Source organism: Vibrio sp. 10N.222.54.E6 (genome assembly GCF_041473955.1).
GTDB lineage: Bacteria > Pseudomonadota > Gammaproteobacteria > Enterobacterales > Vibrionaceae > Vibrio > Vibrio tasmaniensis_A.
In genome coordinates this window covers 1-16,032 of the sequence record NZ_JBFRTD010000009.1, presented here as the reverse complement: position 1 = coordinate 16,032, position 16,032 = coordinate 1, and the positions used below count along the sequence as shown (strand labels likewise).

Below are 16,032 nucleotides of genomic sequence, written 5' to 3'. Positions count from 1 at the left end.
TAACGAGCGAGCGCAGTTAAGCTTGGAGCTTGATTGAATAAAAGGAAAAGGAAATGCGTTAGGGCTGTGGTGCTGGTTCAGAAAAAGCGTCGTAGAGGTTTTCCGCCCCTAATAAACGACAGTACTGTAAAGCGAGCGGTGATTGTTGGTTCGCTGTAAGTTGAAGAGACTTAATGCAGTCGACGAGATCGGACTGTTGTTGCTTTTCAAGCTGCAGCTCAAATTGTAAGGCTTCACGGTAGAGTGAATCAACAACGTGTGCTTTGAGGTGTTTACGCAGCTCTCGATAACTATGAAGCAAGGTTTCAGAGCGACTTAAGCATTGTTGCACCTTGTGCCACTCCTCCTCAGCGAAAGAGAGTTGCTGCTCATCAAGCCATTTGAGAAGCAGCAGTAGATTGACGTTGCCATGGAATTGGTTTTGCAAAGCTAAGCACGCATCCTTAACACCGCGCACACTGTAATACTGAAGGCTAAATTGCCATAGTCGTTCCAGTGTTAGTGATATTGGTGCGTGCTCTGGGCTCATAAGCTATCCATATCCAGTTCCATCTGCTCAAGCTCTTCTTGAGTGGACATCCAATCCATTTCAACTTCTTCTAGCTGTGACTTACTGCTCGCTTGTAGAGCGAGTACTTTATTCAGTTTAGCCTTATTTTCAGCTTCATACAGTGAAGTATCGGATAATTCTTGCTCGGCTTCTTCAAGAGCTAACGTTAATTTATCCATCTGCTTTTCAAATTGAGTCAGCTTTTTACGAATTGGTGCCGTTAGTTTCCGGAACTCTGCTTCTTTACGTTTCTGATCTTTTTTTGCTGCTGCACTGTTGGCGCCATCTTTTGCTGGTGCCAATGCTTGTGCTTCTTTGCGCTCAACTTTCTGTTGTTCGGTTAGCCACTTGTAGTAATCGCTAAGGTCACCATCAAACGGTGCAACTTGACGGTCGTGTACAAGGTATAAATCATCAGTAGTGGCACGAAGTAGGTAGCGGTCGTGCGATACGATAACCATCGCGCCTTCAAACGTCTGTAATGCAAACGTTAGTGCCTGACGCATATCGAGATCCAAGTGGTTGGTTGGTTCATCGAGTAGTAATAGGTTCGGTTTTTGCCATACCAGCAGAGCCAATACCAAACGCGCTTTTTCACCACCGGAGAAGGGGGCCACTTTATCGAGTGCTTTTTCACCTTGGAAGCCAAAGCTACCTAGGTAGTCACGCAGTTGTTGCTCGGTGTGTTTTGGCGCAATCTGCATCATGTGTTGAAGTGGTGTCTCTTCAGGGTGCAGCGTCTCTAATTGGTGCTGTGCAAAGTAACCCATTTTAACGCCTTGCGAATAGCTCAGCTCACCACCTTGCTGTTTCAGTTCGCCAGAAAGCAGTTTAATCAGCGTTGATTTACCAGCACCATTTCGACCAAGTAGACCAATACGGCTGCCCGGCACTAGGTTCAAGCGAATCTTCTCTAGAATCAGATTGTCATCGTAACCCGCCGATACCTCGTCCATCATCATGATTGGGTTTGGTAGTGCGTCTGGTTCTCTAAATTCAAAGCTGAAAGGGTTATCAAACTGAGCGGGCAGTACTTGTTCCATTTTCTCTAGCGCTTTAATACGGCTTTGCGCTTGGCGAGCTTTTGAAGCTTTGTAACGGAAACGGTCAATGTAGCTCTGCATGTGCGACATTTGTTTCTGCTGCTTTTGGTACATCGCTTGTTGCAGAATTAGCTTTTGCGCTCGTTGGGTTTCGAACGACGAGTAGTTACCGGTGTATTCATTGAGCAGTTGATTTTCAACATGCACGATGCGGTTGACGATAGGATCCAAGAAGTCCCTATCGTGTGAGATAAGAACGAGTGTGCCTGGGTAGTTTTGTAACCAGCGCTCTAGCCACATTACAGCGTCTAAATCCAAGTGGTTGGTTGGCTCATCGAGTAACAGTAGGTCACTGCGACACAGTAGGGCTTGCGCTAGGTTCAAACGCATACGCCAACCCCCTGAAAATTGAGTCAGGTTCCATGTCATTTGTTCTTGGCGAAAGCCTAGGCCGTCTAACAACTCAGCCGCGCGTGCTTTGATGCTATAACCACCAATGGTTTCAATCTTGCCATGGATCTCTGCGACTAATGTGCCGTTGTCGGCTTGTTCGGCTTTCTCCAGTTGATCTTCAAGGCCACGGTATTCACGGTCGCCATCAATCACGTATTCAATTGCTGTTCTTTCTAATGCAGGTGTTTCTTGAGCAACCCAAGCCATTTCCCAATGGGCTGGTTTACTGAATGAGCCTGCATCAATAGACAGTTCGTCCTTAATTAGGGCGAACAGCGTAGATTTACCACAGCCATTCTTACCAACCAAACCGATCTTGTCGCCAGGGTGAAAAGTCGCAGATGCTTGGTCGAGGAGTGGCTTACCGCCGCGTAGCAATTGAATATCAGAGAAAGTAATCATAATTGAAATAGCATAGAAATTAGAGGTGAACAGACGCCTGCATAGTAGGCTGAAACCAGATAAAAGTCGATCACAATGCAATTTGCGTTATGATGCCAATAACATATTAGTAACTTTTGCTTAAATTCTTGTGGCCTTGCCACCGTTTAGCCTTCAAAGGAATGTTTCAAAGGAATGAGTAATACTCCCTCGACAGACAACCCCGTGCCAAAGGTGCTGGTCATCTATGCGCACCCAGAGCCGCAAACCTCTATCGCTAACCAGATCATGGTTAAAAAGATAGAGTCGCTTGGGAATGTCAAAGTCCACGATCTCTACGCCATCTATCCTGACTTCTTTATTGATGTGCCTTCTGAGCATGCATTGCTGCTTGAATATGATGTGATCGTGTTCCAACACCCTTTGTTTATGTATTCCTGCCCATCACTACTTAAAGAGTGGTTTGACCGAGTATTAGGCAAGGGTTTTGCGTTTGGTGAGCAAAGTGCGCTTAAAGGTAAACACTGGCGCAGTGTGATTACTACCGGTGGTAAAGAAGAGGCGTTTGGTGCCGCAGGCTATAATAAATATCCATTACAAGAGATTTTGCAACCATTCGAGCTAACTGCTGCTTTGTGTCAGATGCACTGGATATCCCCTTTGGTTTTACACTGGGCACGAAATGTCACCGATATGACGCGTTACCAACACGCAGAAGCGTATCGAAATTGGTTGCGAGACCCGCTACAAGATATAGGAGCGAATGATGGCTCTGACTAACGATTTTCTACAAAGTAGCGTTATATTTTTAGCTGCTGCTGTGGTTGCGGTTCCTATCGCACAGCGCGCTGGATTAGGGTCGGTACTCGGTTACTTATTAGCGGGTGTGGCGATTGGCCCTTGGGGGCTTGGTTTAATCAGTGATGTAGAGGCGATTCTACACTTCTCCGAATTCGGGGTGGTACTGCTGCTCTTCTTGATTGGTCTCGAACTTAATCCGAAAAAACTGTGGCAGATGCGAGCCCCCATTCTAGGACTTGGTGGCGCGCAAGTGCTGATCACCACTCTGATTATTACCGCCATCGCGTGTATGTTTGGTTTAACTTGGCAAACTAGCTTAGTCATCGGCATGGGTTTAGCTTTGTCTTCGACCGCTATTGCGTTGCGTGTTATTGAAGAGCGAGAGCTTGGTGGCAAAGAAGCGGGGCAGTCTGGCTTTGCGGTATTACTTTTCCAAGATATTGCCGTAATCCCTATGTTGGCGATGCTGCCTTTGCTTGCTGGCAATACGGGCGGCAGTTGGGCTGACATGTTGTGGATGCTAGGCGGTGTGATTGGCTTGCTTGTCGGTGGTCACTTCTTGTTGAGACCACTGTTCCGATATGTAGTCATGAGCGGTGTGCGTGAGTTGTTCACGGTAGCAGCGCTGTTATTGGTGATTGGTATTGCCGTCATCATGCAGCAGATTGGTTTGTCGATGGCATTAGGTACTTTCTTGGCGGGCGTACTTCTGGCTGAAAGTGAATATCGACACGAGCTTGAAATCGCGATTGACCCATTCAAAGGGTTACTGCTTGGCTTGTTCTTTATTTCGGTTGGTATGGCGGTGAATTTAGGTTTACTGGCAGAAAGCCCATTCGCAATATTGATTGCGGTGTCGTCTCTGGTCGTGTTGAAAGGCTTGGTGTTGTATGCGCTGGCTCGTATCTTCGGTACTCAAACTAAAGCGCGTAGCCGTATGGCGATGATCCTTAGCCAAGGTGGTGAGTTCGCCTTCGTTATTTTTACCGCGGCGAGCGCACAAGGCATCTTAAGCGGCGACCAAGTGTCGTTCTTACTGGTTGTTGTGAGCCTTTCTATGGTGACCACACCATTGATGCTTAAGCTGCAAGACCGATTTTTTGCTCGCCAACTTAATCAAATCAGTGAAAGCGCGATGTCTTCAGATGTGGTTGATCGTAGTCCTCGAGTGATTATTGCGGGCTTTGGTCGTTTCGGTCAGATCATTGGTCGCTTGATGTACGCCAATAAGATTCGTATCACCGTCCTTGAAAGTGATGCCAGCCAAATACATATCCTTAGGAAGTTCGGCTACAAGGTATTTTACGGTGACTCTACTCACCTTGAACTATTACGAGCTGCGGGAGCTGACAAGGCAGAAGCCATTGTGTTATGTACCGATTCTCCTGATGAAATCATGAAGACCGTCGATTTGTGTAAGCAGCACTTCCCACAGTTGAAGATCTTAGCGCGTGCACGAAGCCGTGTTGAAGCGTATCAATTACTTAACCATGGTGTGAGTAACTACTCGCGTGAAACCTTCCTTGGGGCATTAGATTTAGGTCGTCAAACATTGACCGAACTTGGCATGCATCCATATAAAGCGAAGCGAGCAGAAGCACACTTTAGGAAACTGGATAATGGTATGCTGAAAGAGTTGCTGCCTCAGCATAACGAAGATGCCGAGTTAGCCCAAAGAGCGAAAGAGGCTCGCAAAGAGCTTGAAGAGATTTTTGGACACGAGATGGAAAATGATCACCAATCTCGAAACTATTGGCAGTAGCTTGAAGTGATAACTAATGCTAGAGCTCTAGAAATATAGCTTGAGCTCTAGAAATAAAAGTCTAGATAACTAATCTAATAATAAACGTGGTCTCTGCTTTGTCTTTAATAGATCTAGATCGGAAGAACTGCGAATCCAGAGTTGTAAAGGATATGAACGTGAAACAGAAAAAACGCTTTATCGCAGGGGCGAGCTGCCCAAGCTGCAAGACTCAAGACACACTCCGTTGGTGGATTGAAAATAATATCGAGCTGGTGGAATGTGTCGATTGTGACTTCACAGAACAGCGTAAACCGAAAACTGTAGAGAAATCTGAACACGCGAATCAAGAAATGATCGGTATTTTTAAGCCTGAGTGATTGAGTTTCGTCAATTGATCCCCATAATATCCGGGTACAGAATTTTTCCTAAGCTCAACTGTTCGAGCTTAGTCCAAACCTCCTTGGAGCTCTCATGAAAATTGAAAAGAACGTAGTAGTTAGTGTTGCATATCAAGTGAAACTTGAAGATGGCGTAGTAGTTGACCAATCAACTGCAGAAGCTCCACTAGATTACCTTCACGGTCACAACAACCTAATTACAGGTCTTGAAAAAGAGCTTGAAGGCAAAGTCGCTGGCGACAAGTTCTCAGCAACTGTTACTCCAGAAGACGCTTACGGCGAGCACAACGATGACCTAGTTCAACGTGTTCCTGCAGACGTATTCCAAGGTGTTGAGCAAATCGAAGTTGGCATGCGTTTCCTAGCGGATACTGACCAAGGTCCAATCCCAGTTGAAGTTACTGAAGTAGATGGCGACGAAGTTGTTGTTGACGGTAACCACATGCTAGCTGGCCAAACTCTAACGTTTGACGTTGAAGTTGTAGCGGTTCGTGAAGCGACTGAAGAAGAAGTTCAACACGGTCACGTACACCAAGAAGGCGGCTGTGGCGGTCACGACCACGATCATGATCACGAAGGTGGTTGCTGTGGTGGCGAAGGCCATGACCATGCTGAAGAGAAAAAAGACGGCTGCTGCGGCGGCGGTAGCTGTGGTTCTCACTAATACCGAATTAACGGTTTAGTTTAAGAATATTGAAAACCTCCCTTGTGGAGGTTTTTTTCGTTTAGGGTGCTAGCTTTTTGAGTTGGCTTTTCGTCTACCAAACTAAATGCCCGCAAATCTAAGCGTTCGTAAATAGTTTGGTTTTCGCTATCAGACATCAAACCTTGGATGTGGTATTGATAGCACAACATTATAAGTCGACGTCAGTGGAGAGTTTGTATGTCACAGCCTTTTTCAATTGCCATTCATGGTGGTGCAGGCACCATCATACGAGAGCAAATGAGTGATGAATTAAAAACGGGTATTACCGAGGCTTTGGAAAAATCGGTTTTGGCTGGCTATCAAGTATTACAGTCGGGTGGCGATGCGCTAGATGCAGTGGTTGCTTCAGTTAAGGTGATGGAAGACAGTCCCCACTTTAATGCCGGTAAAGGTTCTGTTCTGACTCATGATGAATTTGTTGAGATGGATGCTTCTGTGATGCACGGTCGTGAAATGGATGCGGGGGCTATTGCCGGTGTCCGCCATATCAAAAATCCAATTGAGCTTGCGCGTGATGTGATGCTTAAAAGCGACCATGTGCTACTGATTGGTGAAGGCGCCGAGAAGTTTGCGTTTGAGCATGACCATACTTTCACCGAGCAAGATTACTTCTTTACTGAGCGTCGTTATGACCAACTTCAGTTGATGAAAGAGAAAGGTATTTTTGCTTTGTCTGAAGCGAAATATGATGAAGAGCAAGCAGATAAATATCCAGATGATAAAAAGTACGGCACGGTTGGCGCGGTCGCATTAGACCAAGCCGGAAACTTAGCAGCCGCAACCAGCACTGGTGGCGTAACCAATAAAAAATACGGTCGTGTGGGAGATTCTCCAATCATCGGTGCAGGCACTGTTGCTGAAAATGGCAACGTGGCCGTTTCAACAACAGGTATGGGGGAGTTCTTCCTTAGAAAGATGGTTGCCAGTGATGTGGCGGCACGAATGCGTTATCTCAAGGAAGATGTGCATACGGCTTGTGAAACGATTATTCAAGGTGAATTGAAAACCATGGGTGGTGAAGGAGGCTTGATTGCTATCGATGGACAAGGTGATATTCATTTCGGTATGAACAGTTCAGGAATGTACCGTGCGAGTGTTGATACTAATGGCTGCGTGGAAGTAAAAATTTATGCCGATGACTAAGTTTGTATTGGCTTAACTGACTTTAGTTGAATTAGCGCAGGTTAAACAAACAAAAGGGCGACAGATAAGTATCTGTCGCCCTTTTGGTTTTCTATGTCCCGTCCTGACATGTGTTTACACATTGAGGACGAAAAACTAACGATATGCGTCACTAGAACTAATTCGTTATCTTTAAAGCGCACTTAATAGTGTGGAGGGGGCGTCTCTTCTGATGCGTCAGCGAGGTTTGAGCCATCCATATTTTTTACTTTGCCAACCACGAACTTCATCTGGTCTTGCATTCTCGTGATCAACATCTGTTGTTGGCTAAGCGCTTCATTAAGTTCTTCAATGGTTTGCTCTTGGAAAGCCAACTGACATTCTAGGTCATTCACGCGGCTTTCTAATTGTTCAACTCGCTTTTCTGTCATCGTTCTTAATCCACATTCCAAGCTTGGGCAATGCCCGCAGAGGTGCCCGATATCACACGGTTCTTATCATCAAAGGCTGCATCATACACTACCGCACGAGGAGGGCGAGCATCTTTTAATGGCTCGGCGTCGTGGCGAGAAATGCGTTTGCCATCTTGAGTATTCCACACGCTCACTTGGCTAGATGGCGTACCTGTTACCAACATACTGCCGTCATCAGAAAAGCGAGCACTGGAGAAAATTAGCTGTCGAGACCAGCTCTGCAATTGAGCTTGAGGTTCACCTGTCTCAAGATCCCAGATCATCGCTTGATTCCCTCCATCGGAGGTAAAAGCTAGCTCTCCATCTCGTTGTAAGGCAACTCGTACGACTCTTTGTTCGTGCTCGAATGTACGCAATACCAAGCCTGATTCGGTATCCCAAAGGTAAGCTTTATAGTCGTTACCGCCTGATAATGCGTAGCGCCCATTCGAAGATAGGGAGACGGAATTAACTTTTTCTCGGTGAGCGAGGAACTCCAGACGGCGTCCGGTGACTAAGTCCACATAGATAGCTTTGCCATTAGATAGGCCCAGCAGTACTTTTTCACCGTTGCTAGAGATATCAACATCGCGAATTAAGCCATCGGAAATCGACCATAGCCCTTCAGCTTGTGTCCAAGATAAGTCCCAAACGGCGAAATTCATCTGACTGGCGGTAATGGCAAAGCGACCATTGTCAGAGATGCGAATACGCGATACTTGATTTTCGGATTGATCTTGTGGACCAAGCTGAGCCAGTTCTTTGTTCTGGGCAAGATCCCAAAGGAGCAGCTGTTTTTGCTGCGAGTAGAGCAGCGCGAAGCGTCCATCTCTACTTAGGGCAAAGCTGGTGGCGCCGTTGGGTTCAATTTCCCAGCGTTGGTCATCATCTTGGAAGAAAAAGCAGCCATTTAACAAGGTGATGACAATCGTACATAGCAATGAGTGGAAAAATATTCGCATCACATCCAATAATCCGGTTTGTGTCGAAAGACATATGACTAGTATATTGTTATAACTAACGTATTCACACCAATCTAATCATTAGATTTGTGCACAATAACCAATGGCTTGGCCATTAATTGGAGAATTCAATGAAATCAGTTTTAAAAGTATCACTGCTTGCCGCAACGGTTATGCTAGCAGTTGGTTGTCAGAAAGAAGAACCAAAGGCAGAAGCTCCACAGGTAGAAGAAGTTAAAGTTGCAGCAGTAAACTTTAAAACAGAAGATGACAAAGCGGCATACGCGATCGGTGTATCTTTCGCTAACTACTTAAGCACAAGCATTGATAAGCCAAGCGAGCTAGGTATTAACCTAGACAAAGCGATGGTTCTTCAAGGTATCGAAGACGTATTCGCAGAGAAGACGGCACTTAACGAAGAAGAGACGCGTGCAGCTCTTGAAGCTCTAGACAAGCGTGTTGCTGAAACGATGCAAGCACAAGCGGCAGAAAAGTCTGCAGAAGTGAAGAAAGCGGGTGATGACTTCCGCGCTGAGTTCGCTAAAACTGAAGGCGTTAAGCAAACTGAATCTGGTCTACTTTACCAAGTAATGACGGCTGGTGAAGGCGCTTCTCCAAAAGACACTGATACGGTTCAAGTACACTACAAAGGTACGCTAACAGACGGTACTCAGTTCGACAGCTCTTACGATCGTGGCGAACCAGCAACATTCCCACTAAACCGCGTAATCCCAGGCTGGACTGAAGGCGTACAACTGATGCAAGTGGGTTCTAAGTACAAGTTCGTTATCCCGCCAGAGCTAGCATACGGTGAGCAAGACACACCGACTATCCCAGCTAACTCAACGCTAGTATTCGAAGTAGAACTACTAAACATCGATAACGCTGAAGCAGCTCCTGCACAATAATATCGGTTAAAAGCCTCGTGCTAAAATACGTTGATTGAATAAAAAGCCTAACTTTAAGTTAGGCTTTTTTTATGACTTGAATATGAGTATTTGATTTTTAAACTTGTTCTAAATCACTAGTTGCAATGTTAGCTAGGTGTGCAATTAAAATTTTCTGATAAACTTACATAAATTTGTTGATTTTTCACACGAAGGTAAGGAATAAGTGACTACTACAGAAACAGTCAATGCGGACATGTTACTCGAAATGGAATCAGTCCATGTCATGCCATTCAGTGAACACGATAAAATTATCTTAAGATCTTATGAGGCCGTAGTTGATGGTATTGCGAGTCTGATCGGTCCGTTTTGTGAAATCGTTTTACACTCTTTAGAAGACCTCAATACATCTGCGATTAAAATTGCCAATGGTGAAAATACAGGTCGTCAGGTTGGTTCGCCAATCACCGATCTTGCATTGAAAATGTTGAAAGATATTGAAGGTTCTAAGCGTAACTTCTCTCGTTCATATTTTACTCGCGCTAAAGGCGGGGTACTAATGAAGTCGATCACGGTTGCTATCCGCAATGGTGAAGACCGAGTGATTGGCTTATTGTGTATTAACGTGAACTTAGATGCGCCATTCTCACAAGTTCTGCAATCTTTCATGCCTACGCAAGACGCGGACGAAGCTGCGTCATCTGTTAACTTTGCTAGTGATGTTGAAGAACTTGTCGACCAAACGGTTGAACGCACGATTGAAGAGATCAATGCAGACAAATCTGTATCGAACAACACCAAAAATCGCCAAATCGTGATGGAGCTATACGACAAAGGTATTTTCGACATCAAAGACGCGATTAACCGCGTTGCTGAGCGATTGAATATCTCTAAGCACACAGTGTACTTGTACATCCGTCAACGTAAAACAGAGGATGAAGAGGGTTGTTAAGCTATACACTCTTAGTTAATGGACCCGTTTACGGCTCACAATCCGCAAGAAGTGCTTATCAGTTTGCTGTGGCTCTATTGAAACAGGGCCACAAACTTCACAGTGTGTTCTTCTATCAAGACGGCGTCAGTAATGGCTCTGGCATTACTGTGCCGGCTAATGATGAATTTGACTTAGCTGCCGCTTGGCAAAAACTGGCGGACGAGCACAATGTTAGCCTAGAGACATGTGTTGCTGCTGCGCTAAGGCGTGGAGTTATCAGCACTGAAGAAGCGGCGCAACATCAATTAATTGCCTCTAACTTGGCGACAGGGTTTACCCAAGCTGGCTTAGGGAGTTTATCTGAAGCACTTCTGACGCAAGATAGGGTTGTCCAGTTTTGAGCTCATTAGCATTTATATTTAACAGCTTTCCTCATACAACGGCTGCAGGTAGGGAAGGGCTAGACGCATTGTTAGCGGCTTCAGCTTACAGTGAAGACATCAGCGTATTCTTTGTCGCTGATGGCGTTACACAGCTTCTCAAAGCGCAACAGCCTGATGAATCCTTATCACGTGACTATATTTCTGCATTCAAGCTTATGGACCTCTACGACATCGAGCAGGTTTACGTGTGTCAACATAGCCTCAATCAGTTTGGTCTCTCGACTGATAACTTACTGATCGATGTGACTGCGCTAGAAATGAATGAGTTGACGCAGAAGTTAGCTCAGAGCCAAAAAATACTGACTTTCTAGGGAACGTTATGCTTCATATTGTAAAATCAGTAGACAAACTCAAGCTTGCATTGATGTACTCGCAACAAAAGGACCATATCCTTTTGGTTGAAGATGCGGTGTATGTTTGCCTTCCAAATCATGAGTTATTCAATCAAATCTCCACCGTTAAACATGTGTCGGTATTAAAAACAGATCTTTATAGTCGAGGTTTACAACAACTTGCTTCAAGCACCCTGGATCAAGTGGACTTCGATGGATTCGTAAAACTGACTGTTTTGAACGACAAATCAGTCACTTGGTAGCTGCATTTTATCAGTGTGGTTAAAAAAAGACCATCCTGAGCTCTAGACGGCTAAAAAAGATCTGTATATTTCTTGACACACATCCCACTGCTGAATAGAATTTTGCGTCCCTATTTACACTATGTGTAATAGGGCTAGATTTTTCATCAAGCTTACTTTCAAGTAAATCAGGAGCTAGTTAATGGCAACTATTAACCAGTTGGTACGTACTCCTCGTGTAAAGCAGGTTGTTAAAAGCAACGTGCCTGCACTAGAAGCGTGCCCACAAAAACGTGGTGTATGTACTCGCGTATATACTACTACTCCAAAAAAACCGAACTCAGCACTACGTAAAGTATGTCGTGTTCGTCTAACTAACGGCTTTGAAGTTACTTCATACATCGGCGGCGAAGGTCATAACCTTCAAGAACACAGTGTTGTTCTTATCCGTGGTGGTCGTGTTAAAGATTTACCAGGTGTGCGTTACCACACTGTTCGCGGTGCACTTGACTGTGCAGGCGTTAACGACCGTAAGAAAGGTCGTTCTAAGTATGGTGTGAAACGTCCTAAGTCTTAATGCGTCTTTTTTTAAAAGAAAGCGTTAAGTAAGGCCAAACACTATTTATTTATTATTCTGAAAAGTTTTGGAAAAAACCTGAAGAAGACAACGGAGAAATTCCATGCCACGTCGTCGCGTAATAGGCCAGCGTAAGATCCTTCCAGATCCTAAGTTCAAATCTGAGCTGCTGGCAAAATTCGTTAACATCCTTATGGTTGACGGAAAAAAATCTACTGCAGAGAAGATTGTTTACACTGCACTAGAAGTTATGGCTGAGAAATCTGGTAAAGATCACTTAGCTGTATTTGAAGAAGCTCTTGAAAATGTTCGTCCAGCGGTAGAAGTTAAATCTCGCCGTGTGGGTGGTTCAACTTACCAAGTACCTGTAGAAGTTCGTCCGGTTCGCCGTAACGCTCTTGCTATGCGTTGGGTAGTTGAAGCTGCGCGTAAGCGTGGTGAAAAATCTATGGCTCAACGCCTAGCTGCTGAAATGCTAGACGCGTCTGAGAACAAAGGTACTTCGGTTAAGAAACGTGAAGACGTTCACCGTATGGCTGACGCAAACAAAGCGTTCGCACATTACCGCTGGTAATACCTTTTTAGTGCTGCAAGTTTCCTTGCAGCACTTCTTTAGTTCCTATGCTTATGCTAGGAACTATTGCTATTTCTAGGGCAAGCACTTTTTAGCGAAGTATCGCTTCTAGCGCATAATCTAGACATAGCAATAGTCCCTAAGTCTCTAATAAGAGGATTCAACCGTGGCTCGTAAAACTCCTATTGAGCAATACCGTAATATCGGTATCGTTGCTCACGTAGATGCAGGTAAAACAACCACAAGTGAACGTATTCTGTTCTATACCGGTCTTTCTCACAAAATCGGCGAAGTTCACGATGGTGCAGCAACCATGGATTGGATGGAGCAAGAGCAAGAGCGCGGTATTACGATCACTTCAGCAGCAACTACTACGTTTTGGCGTGGTATGGAAGCTCAGTACTCTGACCACCGTATTAATATCATCGACACTCCGGGGCACGTTGACTTCACAATCGAAGTAGAACGTTCTCTGCGTGTACTTGATGGTGCAGTTGTTGTGTTCTGTGGCTCATCTGGTGTTGAACCTCAGTCAGAGACTGTATGGCGTCAAGCTGATAAATACCAAGTTCCACGTATGGTTTTCGTTAATAAAATGGACCGTACAGGCGCAGACTTCTTGCGTGTAGTTGAACAGATCAAGGATCGCCTAGGCGCAACTCCTGTTCCAATTCAACTGAACATTGGTGCTGAAGAAAACTTCCAAGGCGTTGTCGATCTTATCAAGATGAAGGCGATTAACTGGAACGAAGCTGACCAAGGCATGACTTTCACGTACGAAGATATTCCTGCAGACATGCAAGAAATGGCTGAAGAATATCGTACAGAACTTGTTGAAGCTGCTGCAGAAGCAAATGAAGAGCTGATGGATAAGTACCTTGAAGAAGGTGAACTAACAGAAGCTGAAATCAAACAAGGTCTTCGTACTCGTACCCTTAATAATGAAATCGTACTTGCTACATGTGGTAGTGCATTCAAAAATAAAGGTGTACAAGCTGTTCTAGATGCAGTTGTTGACTTCCTTCCTTCTCCTGTCGATGTACCTGCAATTAAAGGTATCGATGAAGACGAGAACGAAGCAGAGCGTCATGCAGACGACAAAGAACCGTTCTCAGCGCTAGCATTTAAAATTGCAACAGACCCATTTGTTGGTACTTTAACTTTCATCCGTGTTTACTCTGGTGTTGTTGAAAGCGGTAAAACAGCTTACAACTCTGTGAAGAAACAACGTGAACGTTTAGGGCGCATTGTTCAAATGCACTCAAACAAGCGTGAAGAAGTAAAAGAAGTACGAGCAGGTGACATCGCAGCCATTATCGGCCTTAAAGATGTTACTACTGGTGAAACTCTATGTGATCAGAACCATAAAATTGTTCTTGAACGTATGGAATTCCCAGATCCAGTTATTCAGATCGTTGTAGAGCCTCGCTCTCAAGCTGATCAAGATAAAATGACTATCGCGTTAGGTAAGCTAGCGGCAGAAGATCCATCGTTCCGTGTTGAAACGGATGACGAGACTGGCCAGACACTAATCTCTGGTATGGGTGAACTGCACTTAGATATCATCGTTGACCGCATGAAGCGTGAATTCAGTGTGAACTGCAACGTTGGTAATCCGCAAGTTGCTTATCGTGAAACCATTCGTGGTACAGCGAAAGCTGAAGGTAAATTTATCCGCGAACATGGTGGTAAAGGACAGTACGGTCACGTGTGGCTGAAACTGGAACCATCAGAAGCCGGTGAAGGCTTTGTCTTCGTAGATGAAATTGCCAATGGTATCGTGCCAAAAGAGTTCATTACCTCTGTCGCTAAAGGCGTTGAAGAGCAAATGAACAATGGTGTATTAGCGGGCTATCCAGTTTTGGATATCAAAGCTACACTATATGATGGTTCTTACCATGAAGTAGATTCAAGTGAGATGGCGTTTACAATCGCTGCCTCTATGGCTTTCAGAACAGGTGCACTAGAAGCGCAACCAGTTTTGCTTGAGCCTATGATGAAAGTTGAAGTAACTACTCCAGAAGACTGGATGGGTGACGTTGTTGGCGATATTAACCGTCGTCGCGGCATCATCGAAGGTATGGACGAGGGGACAGCTGGCCTGAAGATAATTCGTGCACAAGTTCCGTTGTCTGTCATGTTCGGTTACGCAACTGATTTACGTTCTGCGACACAAGGTCGTGCTTCTTACTCTATGGAGTTTAGTGAGTACGCTGAAGTGCCAAAAAATGTTGCTAATGCAATCATTGCAGAGCGTGGTTAAACAAAAGGGACGCAATTTTTTCATTTTTTGAAAGAACAATGCGTCCAAATATTGCGCTAACGAGAGTTGGCGCATAAAATAGCAATTTCTGGCGCGTCTCGCTCAATAATGAACGTGGCGAATCATAACTAGGAAGGAACACGATTGTGTCTAAAGAAAAATTTGAACGTACGAAACCGCACGTAAACGTTGGTACTATCGGCCACGTTGACCACGGTAAAACAACTCTAACTGCTGCTATCTGTACTACACTTGCAAAAGTGTACGGCGGTGTTGCTAAAGATTTCGCATCTATCGATAACGCTCCAGAAGAGCGCGAGCGCGGTATCACAATCGCAACTTCTCACGTTGAGTACGATACTCCTGAACGTCACTACGCACACGTAGACTGTCCTGGACACGCCGATTATGTTAAAAACATGATCACTGGTGCTGCTCAAATGGACGGCGGTATCCTAGTTGTTGCTGCTACAGATGGCCCTATGCCACAAACTCGTGAGCACATCCTACTTGGTCGTCAAGTTGGTATCCCTTACATCATCGTATTCATGAACAAATGTGACATGGTTGATGACGAAGAGCTACTTGAGCTAGTAGAAATGGAAGTTCGTGAACTTCTTTCTGAGTACGAGTACCCAGGAGACGACCTACCAGTAATTCAAGGTTCTGCACTTGGCGCTCTAAACGGCGAAAAGCAGTGGGAAGACAAGATCGTTGAGCTTGCAGAAGCACTAGATTCTTACATTCCACTTCCAGAGCGTGCTGTTGATCTACCGTTCCTACTTCCTATTGAAGATGTATTCTCAATCCAAGGTCGTGGTACTGTAGTTACTGGTCGTATCGAGCGCGGTATCCTACGTGTAGGTGACGAAGTAGAAATCGTTGGTATTAAAGAGACTACTCTTACTACTTGTACTGGTGTTGAAATGTTCCGTAAACTGCTTGACGAAGGTCGTGCAGGTGAGAACGTTGGTGCACTTCTACGTGGTACTAAGCGTGATGACGTTGAACGTGGCCAAGTACTTTCTGCTAAAGGTTCAATCAACCCACACACTAAGTTTGAGTCTGAAGTATACGTACTTTCTAAAGACGAAGGCGGCCGTCACACTCCTTTCTTCAAGGGTTACCGTCCACAGTTCTACTTCCGTACAACTGACGTAACAGGCGA

18 protein-coding genes are annotated in these 16,032 nt (G+C 45.0%); 14 read left to right on the top strand and 4 right to left on the bottom strand.

Annotated elements, in window-relative coordinates:
- Nucleotides 1–58: 58 nt before the first annotated feature.
- Complete coding sequence (locus AB4513_RS04335; protein ID WP_009848923.1) at nt 59–529, bottom strand: TIGR02444 family protein; 471 nt, start codon at nt 527–529, stop codon at nt 59–61.
- Nucleotides 526–2,448 carry an ABC transporter ATP-binding protein gene (locus AB4513_RS04330; RefSeq protein ID WP_017096560.1) on the bottom strand — a complete coding sequence of 641 codons (1,923 nt, stop codon included), beginning with the start codon at nt 2,446–2,448 and terminating at the stop codon, nt 526–528. Before AB4513_RS04330 ends, AB4513_RS04335 begins: the two co-directional genes overlap by 4 nt.
- Before the next feature lie 174 nt (nt 2,449–2,622).
- On the opposite strand from AB4513_RS04330, the gene kefG reads away from it, so the two are divergent.
- The 5 genes from kefG (at nt 2,623) to AB4513_RS04305 (ending at nt 7,219) form a co-directional block, all read left to right on the top strand.
- Complete coding sequence (kefG, locus tag AB4513_RS04325; protein WP_009848925.1) at nt 2,623–3,207, top strand: glutathione-regulated potassium-efflux system ancillary protein KefG; 585 nt, start codon at nt 2,623–2,625, stop codon at nt 3,205–3,207.
- On the top strand, nt 3,194–4,990 hold the full coding sequence (gene kefB, locus AB4513_RS04320) for a glutathione-regulated potassium-efflux system protein KefB (RefSeq protein ID WP_009848926.1): 1,797 nt from the start codon (nt 3,194–3,196) through the stop codon (nt 4,988–4,990). The genes kefG and kefB overlap by 14 nt, the downstream gene beginning before the upstream one ends.
- Nucleotides 4,991–5,148: 158 nt before the next feature.
- Nucleotides 5,149–5,349 (top strand): YheV family putative zinc ribbon protein, encoded by a 201-nt coding sequence (locus AB4513_RS04315; protein ID WP_009848927.1) that lies wholly within the window; start codon nt 5,149–5,151, stop codon nt 5,347–5,349.
- A 94-nt stretch (nt 5,350–5,443) separates the two neighbouring features.
- On the top strand, nt 5,444–6,034 hold the full coding sequence (gene slyD, locus AB4513_RS04310; protein WP_009848928.1) for a peptidylprolyl isomerase: 591 nt from the start codon (nt 5,444–5,446) through the stop codon (nt 6,032–6,034).
- Nucleotides 6,035–6,253: 219 nt separating this feature from the next.
- A complete protein-coding gene (locus AB4513_RS04305) occupies nt 6,254–7,219 on the top strand; it encodes an isoaspartyl peptidase/L-asparaginase family protein (RefSeq protein WP_009848929.1) in 966 nt (321 codons plus the stop codon).
- A 182-nt stretch (nt 7,220–7,401) separates the two neighbouring features.
- Here AB4513_RS04305 and AB4513_RS04300 read toward each other — a convergent pair whose 3' ends face one another.
- Together AB4513_RS04300 and AB4513_RS04295 are read right to left on the bottom strand one after the other, a co-directional pair.
- The gene (locus AB4513_RS04300) at nt 7,402–7,629 is read right to left on the bottom strand and encodes a SlyX family protein (protein WP_009848930.1); all 228 of its coding nucleotides are present in this window, start codon (nt 7,627–7,629) and stop codon (nt 7,402–7,404) included.
- Nucleotides 7,630–7,634: 5 nt separating this feature from the next.
- Nucleotides 7,635–8,612 carry a WD40 repeat domain-containing protein gene (locus AB4513_RS04295; protein WP_009848931.1) on the bottom strand — a complete coding sequence of 326 codons (978 nt, stop codon included), beginning with the start codon at nt 8,610–8,612 and terminating at the stop codon, nt 7,635–7,637.
- 131 nt (nt 8,613–8,743) lie between these two features.
- On the opposite strand from AB4513_RS04295, the gene fkpA reads away from it, so the two are divergent.
- The 9 genes from fkpA to tuf all read left to right on the top strand — a co-directional run.
- Nucleotides 8,744–9,520: an FKBP-type peptidyl-prolyl cis-trans isomerase gene (gene fkpA / locus AB4513_RS04290; protein ID WP_009848932.1), complete on the top strand. Its 777-nt coding sequence runs from the start codon at nt 8,744–8,746 to the stop codon at nt 9,518–9,520.
- A 205-nt stretch (nt 9,521–9,725) separates the two neighbouring features.
- Nucleotides 9,726–10,451 (top strand): transcriptional regulator, encoded by a 726-nt coding sequence (locus AB4513_RS04285; RefSeq protein WP_012604921.1) that lies wholly within the window; start codon nt 9,726–9,728, stop codon nt 10,449–10,451.
- Complete coding sequence (tusD, locus tag AB4513_RS04280) at nt 10,445–10,834, top strand: sulfurtransferase complex subunit TusD (protein ID WP_009848934.1); 390 nt, start codon at nt 10,445–10,447, stop codon at nt 10,832–10,834. The genes AB4513_RS04285 and tusD overlap by 7 nt, the downstream gene beginning before the upstream one ends.
- Nucleotides 10,831–11,187 carry a sulfurtransferase complex subunit TusC gene (gene tusC / locus AB4513_RS04275; RefSeq protein ID WP_009848935.1) on the top strand — a complete coding sequence of 119 codons (357 nt, stop codon included), beginning with the start codon at nt 10,831–10,833 and terminating at the stop codon, nt 11,185–11,187. The genes tusD and tusC overlap by 4 nt, the downstream gene beginning before the upstream one ends.
- Before the next feature lie 8 nt (nt 11,188–11,195).
- Complete coding sequence (gene tusB / locus AB4513_RS04270; RefSeq protein ID WP_009848936.1) at nt 11,196–11,471, top strand: sulfurtransferase complex subunit TusB; 276 nt, start codon at nt 11,196–11,198, stop codon at nt 11,469–11,471.
- Between the two features lie 181 nt (nt 11,472–11,652).
- A complete protein-coding gene (gene rpsL, locus AB4513_RS04265; RefSeq protein ID WP_012604917.1) occupies nt 11,653–12,027 on the top strand; it encodes a 30S ribosomal protein S12 in 375 nt (124 codons plus the stop codon).
- A 103-nt stretch (nt 12,028–12,130) separates the two neighbouring features.
- On the top strand, nt 12,131–12,601 hold the full coding sequence (gene rpsG, locus AB4513_RS04260; protein ID WP_012604916.1) for a 30S ribosomal protein S7: 471 nt from the start codon (nt 12,131–12,133) through the stop codon (nt 12,599–12,601).
- 166 nt (nt 12,602–12,767) lie between these two features.
- Nucleotides 12,768–14,864 (top strand): elongation factor G, encoded by a 2,097-nt coding sequence (fusA, locus tag AB4513_RS04255; RefSeq protein ID WP_012604915.1) that lies wholly within the window; start codon nt 12,768–12,770, stop codon nt 14,862–14,864.
- Between the two features lie 146 nt (nt 14,865–15,010).
- Nucleotides 15,011–16,032: elongation factor Tu (tuf, locus tag AB4513_RS04250; RefSeq protein WP_102513627.1), on the top strand; the 1,022-nt coding region annotated here is incomplete at its 3' end.